At 40.1% G+C, this 6640-nt stretch carries 7 protein-coding genes; 2 read left to right on the forward strand and 5 right to left on the reverse strand.

Annotated features, from left to right (window positions below):
• Positions 1 to 9: 9 nt before the first annotated feature.
• Both HYW21_03735 and rlmD read right to left on the reverse strand, forming a co-directional pair.
• Positions 10 to 786, reverse strand: coding sequence for an inositol monophosphatase (locus HYW21_03735; GenBank protein ID MBI2548437.1), 777 nt, complete (start codon positions 784 to 786; stop codon positions 10 to 12).
• Positions 787 to 863: 77 nt separating this feature from the next.
• Complete coding sequence (rlmD, locus tag HYW21_03740) at positions 864 to 1976, reverse strand: 23S rRNA (uracil(1939)-C(5))-methyltransferase RlmD (GenBank protein ID MBI2548438.1); 1113 nt, start codon at positions 1974 to 1976, stop codon at positions 864 to 866.
• 104 nt (positions 1977 to 2080) lie between these two features.
• On the opposite strand from rlmD, the gene HYW21_03745 reads away from it, so the two are divergent.
• On the forward strand, positions 2081 to 2827 hold the full coding sequence (locus HYW21_03745) for a TVP38/TMEM64 family protein (GenBank protein ID MBI2548439.1): 747 nt from the start codon (positions 2081 to 2083) through the stop codon (positions 2825 to 2827).
• Positions 2828 to 2891: 64 nt separating this feature from the next.
• Complete coding sequence (locus HYW21_03750; GenBank protein MBI2548440.1) at positions 2892 to 3506, forward strand: RNA polymerase sigma factor; 615 nt, start codon at positions 2892 to 2894, stop codon at positions 3504 to 3506.
• Positions 3507 to 3585: 79 nt separating this feature from the next.
• Here the strand turns inward: HYW21_03750 and HYW21_03755 are convergent, their stop codons facing one another.
• The 3 genes from HYW21_03755 to HYW21_03765 all read right to left on the reverse strand — a co-directional run bounded on the left by HYW21_03755 (position 3586) and on the right by HYW21_03765 (position 6449).
• The gene (locus HYW21_03755) at positions 3586 to 4674 is read right to left on the reverse strand and encodes an acetate kinase (GenBank protein MBI2548441.1); all 1089 of its coding nucleotides are present in this window, start codon (positions 4672 to 4674) and stop codon (positions 3586 to 3588) included.
• 72 nt (positions 4675 to 4746) lie between these two features.
• Positions 4747 to 5586: a hypothetical protein gene (locus HYW21_03760; GenBank protein MBI2548442.1), complete on the reverse strand. Its 840-nt coding sequence runs from the start codon at positions 5584 to 5586 to the stop codon at positions 4747 to 4749.
• 83 nt (positions 5587 to 5669) lie between these two features.
• On the reverse strand, positions 5670 to 6449 hold the full coding sequence (locus tag HYW21_03765) for an undecaprenyl-diphosphate phosphatase (GenBank protein MBI2548443.1): 780 nt from the start codon (positions 6447 to 6449) through the stop codon (positions 5670 to 5672).
• Positions 6450 to 6640: the final 191 nt, after the last annotated feature.

A 6640-nucleotide genomic window follows, 5' to 3' on the forward strand; every position in this document is an offset into this window, starting at 1 on the left:
TTTTCCAGTTTATATTTTCTTTAAGTTCTGTAACACCTGATCATGCACCAGCCCATTGGACATAAGAATATCTGATGTTTCTGGCTTCCAAGGTTTACCTGCAAAATCAGTTATCTTTCCTCCTGCCTCCTCCACCAGAATAATCGCGGCAGCAACATCATAGAAAGGAATAGCAAACGTCACATAAAACTCTGCTCTTCCCGATGCGACAAATGCACCTTCAAGAGCTGCTGAACCTAATTTACGCATATCTTTGAGCTGTGGATGGATTTGAGCATGCATCTGCGCTAATCGTGCATTGCTTGTTGCACCTCCTTCACACGCAACTGCATAACTCTGTCGAAGATCAGCAATGCGAGATACCGAGAGTGGATACGTATTGCATTGTGCACCTTTTCCCTTTTCTGCAACATACAATTCATCTAAGAATGGTGCATACACCACTCCAAGCACGAGATCTTTCTTATGCAAGACCGCAAGAGAAACAGCAAAAAAAGGATTACCCACCGAAAAATTACTTGTTCCATCTAATGAGTCTACAATCCAGGTAAATTCACTTTTCTTATCGATAAACCCAGACTCCTCAGTTAAGAGATTATAGGTTGGATATTTTTGCACAATTGCCTTTGTAATAAGCGCATCGCTTTCCTTGTCATACGTTGTCGAGATCTCTTTTGCCAATCCACGTTTCCCTAACAACGTTGGATCTTTCCGAAAGTTCTGCAAAAGATATCTCCCTGCTTGTTGTGCAAGATCACAGGCAAAGCTTCTCATAACGTCGCTCATAATGCTAGAGAATAAACGAAATTATATAAAGATGCTTATCTTTATTGGGGTATGCACCTTACGTAAGTTCTCCGTCACTAAGGCTTAGATCTGACGAGTTCAACAACCGTCTCTATGTGCGGCGTTTGCGGAAAGAAATCAAAAAGAGCTACGCTTTTCAGGTTATATGATTTTGCCTTAAATTTTAGCAGATCTTTTCCAAGCTGCTCTGGATTACAAGAGACATAGAGCAAAACATTTGGTTCAAGCTGCATAAGAGCAGTAAGGGTTTGCGGATCCATACCAGAACGAGGTGGATCAGTAACAACAAAGAGCGGCTTTTCAAGCTTTATATTCTTCAATTGCCGTGCATCACGACAAAATAAACGTATATTAGTAAGACCATGACGCTGCGCATTGAGTTTTGCTGCTTCAACAGCAGCAGGAGCTTCTTCAACAAGGGTAACTGCTTTAAACAAGGGCGCATTAAGAATCCCAAAGGTTCCAGCACCCGCATAGAGGTCGAGCAAGGTTGCATTGCTGGTATCATATGATGTAAGAATGCTCTGGCAATACCTATGGAGTTCCTCAGCGAGTTTGGTGTTGTTCTGAAAAAAACCATACGGTGGAAAAGAAAAGGATTTCCCAAGATACTGCTCTTCCAGAAGCAAAGAACCTTTGACAGCAAAAACGTCTTCAATAAACCCATTTTGTTCTTCTGAAAGATAACCAACAAGAATTGCACTAGACCTGCTCTGAGGAGCAAATGCCTCTATAGTCGCAATAGCTTGGCTCAAACGGGAAGATGCTGGGTTTAACACAAAAGTAATGGCCGTTCCGCTCACAGAGCTTCGAAGAATTGCAGAACAAAAGGTTCCTGTTTTCCTTCGTTGATCATATGCATCAACACCGCGAAAATATTTAACAATCTCAGTAATCAAGGTATTGAGCTCTTGGGTACAAATAACGCAATGATCAATCCGAACAATCTGTTGTGGATCTTTCATGCGAAGACCTGGCCCTTGAGGAGAAAAAAGAAGCTCAAGCCGATTTCGATAGGAATATTCCTCACCAGAGAAAACAGTAATTGCATCAGTATGCAACACTTGTGCAAGACGTTGCTTCTTGTTCGCGTATTGTATCGTATAGTCAATATGTTGCGCAGAACACCCGGCGCATTGCCCAAAATAAGGACATCGTGGTTGAGCCATGACTCGTCAAATAATATTATCTTAATAAGGTTATCGCTCAAGAGGTATAAGTCCAACAAGCGGATTGTAGACAAACCTTTAAATACTTGTGTCCATAAAAAAACATGGAGCGAGGCATGGCATCACCCACGACACAACCATTAATTTCAAAAAAGCATCAGGTGGAAATCGGTATTTTAATTACCCTTGTTTTGCTCCTCAGTTTGGTCAGCAATTTTTTTGAAGCAAGGCTTGAAGACAGCATCTTCAGTGATCCAACAACCTTCAAGGAATTTGTTTCAGAATTTGGTATCCTAGCTCCCTTAATTATTATGTTGTTGTTCGTCTTACAAGCATTTTTGTTCCTCATTCCTGGAGGGTTAATTTCTATTGCCACCGGATATCTGTTTGGGCCAGTCATAGGCACGATTATTAACCTCACTGGCACATTGATAGGAACAACCATTCTCTTCATAGTAACAAGAAAATTAGGAAAACATGTACTCCACCATTGGCTTGATCCTGTTGAGATTCAACATGTGCACCATTATTTCCATCATAAAGGAAAAATTGTTTTTTTCTCCGCACGTCTCATTCCTCTATTTCCTAATGAAATTGTAACGGTTATCGGAGCACTCTCAGGTGCACGGTTCCGTGATTTTCTTTTCTTTTCCTTTCTCGGTTTCTTACCTTCAACCGTTCTGTTTAATGTCTTTGGCAGCGAGCTCTCGAAAGGCACCATGACTCCCCTTATCTTTATCCTTGGTGCATGCCTGGTTATTACTAGTATAATCTATCTTCTTCGACACAAACTCAAACTGCTTCTGATTAAGGAAATTCGTATGTTGGAAGGAAAAAAGGGTTACCCTTAAGATAATAACTCCTAAGGAGTGGTTACGAGGAACATTTATATAGAACGCTTGGTTTGCAGCAAGGATGACAACAGCATACATCTCCATTAATAGTGATCTTGCGACCCGCATAGCAGAAGGAGATCATGATGCACTTGGTCAACTCTATAGGCAACATGCTGCCCGTTTATTCACGACCGTCTACTATCGTCTTCCCGAACGAGAAAGATACCGGGCTGAAGATATTGTCCAGGAGGCCTTTCTAAAGTTATGGGAACACCGAGATGGGTTGGATCCAGATAGCAACATTGAAGGATACTTGTACACAACAGCAAGAAACCTTGTTTGTAATGTGCAGCGGAGAGAATACATTGTACGTTTTTCATCGCTTGATGAAATGAGTACTTTAGATAATGGTAATGAGCTACCTCTACCAGTTACTGGAGATGCATACGCTCCAGATAGTATAACTGTTCAAGCAGAAATTAGGGCAAAAGTGGAACGTGCTCTCGAACAATTACCAGCACACTATCGACAAGCACTTACCTTAGTTGATGTTCAAGAAAGAAGCTATCAGGAAGTTGCAGAGATGTTGGGAGTTCCTCAAGGTACGTTGAAATCACGATTGTCACGAGCAAGAAAGGCAGTTCAAACCGATCTTACCCGCAGAGGCATTAGTCCAGAGTTATTCGAGCGATAATTGACTCAAACCGATGTTGTCATTTCTCTTCCGAGATAAACGCTTGCTTTATTTTATTTTTTTAAACGACTATCTCGTACTATTGTAACACGCGTTTACACTCACGGGCCATTTCAAGGGCTTCGTTTGCGCGAATGACAAAGACAGCAATACGAGATGCTGGTGTAGAAATGCATTGCTCATTCTTTTTATTGGCCTGCTCATCGACAAAAACACCAAGATATTGAAAATAATCAAGGATCTGTTTACGGATGGATGGTCTATTTTCTCCAATGCCTGCGGTAAAGACAATGGCATCTGGCCCATTAAGCACGGTACAATACGCACCAATGTATTTTGCCGCCCGATAACAGAAAATATCAACCGCTAGTTTTGCACGTGCATCTTTTTTATTAACCAAGTCTCTGAGATCATTACTCGTGCCCGAGATTCCCTTTAACCCGGATCGTTGGTTAAGGATCTCTTTCATTTCCGCTGGCTTTAATTTTTCTTTTTCCATAAGATAGAGAATAATAGCAGGATCCAGATCTCCTGATCGTGTACCCATGACCAGGCCCTCAAGAGGGGTAAAACCCATTGAGGTATCTACACTCTTACCATTGTGGATTGCGGTAATGGAACTTCCATTTCCCAAATGGCAAGAAACGAGCTTTAATTCTTGAAGTGATTTTCCCAGTAATTTCGCTGTTTCTTTCATCACATAGCGATGGCTGATACCATGAAAACCATAACGACGGATGCCATACTTCAAATAATAGGGATAAGGAAGGCCATAGAGAAATGCTTTCTCAGGCATGGTTTGATGGAAAGCAGTATCAAAGAGAGCAACTTGGGGAATGTTCTTAAACAATCGTGCACATACCTCGATGCCAATAGTCTGGGGAAGGTTATGAGCGGGTGCAAACTCGCTACATTTCTTGATCTCAGCAAGAACCTTTGGCTTAATAATGCAGGATTCAGAGGTTTTTCCTCCATGAACAACCCTATGACCAATCGCATCAATCTCTACTTTGCTTTTTTCGAGAACGCGGATGATCTCCCGAAGACCACTTTCACAACTTTTACGGTCTTTAATCCGCTCAATAATGCCATCGTAGAGCTTAATTTCATCATAGAAGACACTATACTTAATGGAAGAAGATCCAATGTTGAGGATCAAAAGCTTCATTTTGCTACCTTTTGGCAAAAAACGACCCAAATTTTAAGCAAATCAAGGAAAATTAGGGAAGCTACGTCCTTATTAATGTTTCGTTTTGTAATAGACGGTAATTGCCTGATAAAAAAGGATTCGGTTGAAAGAAAGGAGAATCAGGAAGAATAAAGCGGTAATAACTGTTGATATTGTCTCTTCAAACAAGAGGGGGTAATAAAAGTCTATTTTTACTAATCTAAGGGCTAGAAACAGCAATAAGCGAAAAATAAGTAAGATTGAGATATAGAAAAGAAAAAGAAAAATAGAAAAGATGATTATTGCCCAATAATGGCTATTTTTCGACTTAAAAATGGATATTGAATCCTTAAAGATCTTCTTTAGTGAATGTTCCTTAAGAAAACAGCCATGCAAAAGGTTGAGATACGTATAGGCAAGGACAAGAAAGGGAAGCAACAACAAAAGCGTTCCGATACCCTGATATGATGGCTTCAATGAAGTAATGAGACTATTCAGTAAAAAAAAGACTCCTGAAAAAACACCAAACGTAAAAACATGCAACCAATAAAAGGTTTTGAACCGTACAAAGCTAAAGGGTTGTTGATCAAAATAATCAAACATGGTATCAAGGATACAGTATTGAAAAAACGTGAAAATAGCTATAAGGAGCATAAAATAAAGCGTGAGACCAACTATAACAAGAACCATGAGGAGAAGTGGATAATTGATGAAGATAGTTAAGGGATCAAGCGAAGGGAAGATTATCTTGATGAGCATTGCTCCTCCTGCAAGCATGAGAAAAAAAAGGACATCAAAAAACATCATCACAAAAAAAGGCTGTGGCTTCTTTTTCACGAGTCTAAATGACTGACAGAACATCGAAGAAAAAATCCTCTCTTTGAACTTCGTGAACATCACCGAATGTTTCATCCCATAGCACCAATCATCGTTCTATTTATAGATTACGGTGAAGCTGGTAAAGCTTGAAACAATAAACCAAATCATCACCTCTATCAACCAAAAAAGTAAAGCAGGATAGCAAGTAACCCAACAGGCCAACAATACCAGCAAAAGGTGTGAAATTTTCTCTTGACAACGATATGCAACAACAGCTTCAGCGAATAATAACCAACAATCGTTGCAGCAAGCAAACCAAAGAAATACGGTAGGTAATCCTGAGAAGAAACTGCTTCTAAGTCGGTTAATCGCAAAAGAAATGCACCGCCTACTGCAGGAATGGACAAGAGAAAGGAGAACTTAGCTGCTAACTCTTTTTCCATCCCCTGAAACAGTCCTGTTGCAATGGTTATGCCGCTCCGGGATATCCCTGGGATAATAGCAATGCCTTGCGCTGTTCCTATGCAAAGCGCATGCCAGAGGGTAAGACCCTTTTTTCCATCAGCAAAGCGAGAAAAAAACAGCAGTGTTCCGGTTATGAGAAGTCCTATGCCAACGACAAGAAGACTGGTAAAAAAGCTTGCAAAGAGATCCTGAAAAAGGAATCCGATAATTGCTGTAGGAATACTCCCGAGCAGAATAAAAATTGCAAATCGAAATGAAGGATTATTTTTGTCAAAGGTAAGCACTGCACGAGTCATACCCACGATTTCTTTCCAAAAAACAATGAAAAGAGCAATCAATGTCCCAAGATGGAGGATAATATCATAAATTAAAGGTACCTCAATGTTAAAAAGCTGTTGCATAAGCACCAAATGACCTGAGCTAGAAATAGGAAGCCATTCAGTAACTCCTTGAACAATCCCTAAGATAATTGCCTCACCAATGCTAACCATCTCGGAAGGGGAGAACAAAGAGCATTTAAAACTTTGGAAAATATAAAATCATTGTTTAATTTGATTATTAGTTTACACTTTAATAATAAGCCGAGATTTCTGCACTTTTGGTGATTTAAATGGAAAAATTGAATGAAAAAAAAGAAAGTGGGTAGTACAGCAATACAGAAGCGGTAGAAGTGCTACTTCTA

It is taken from the genome of Candidatus Woesearchaeota archaeon, assembly GCA_016187565.1.
In the GTDB taxonomy this organism is placed as follows: domain Archaea; phylum Nanobdellota; class Nanobdellia; order Woesearchaeales; family JACPJR01; genus JACPJR01.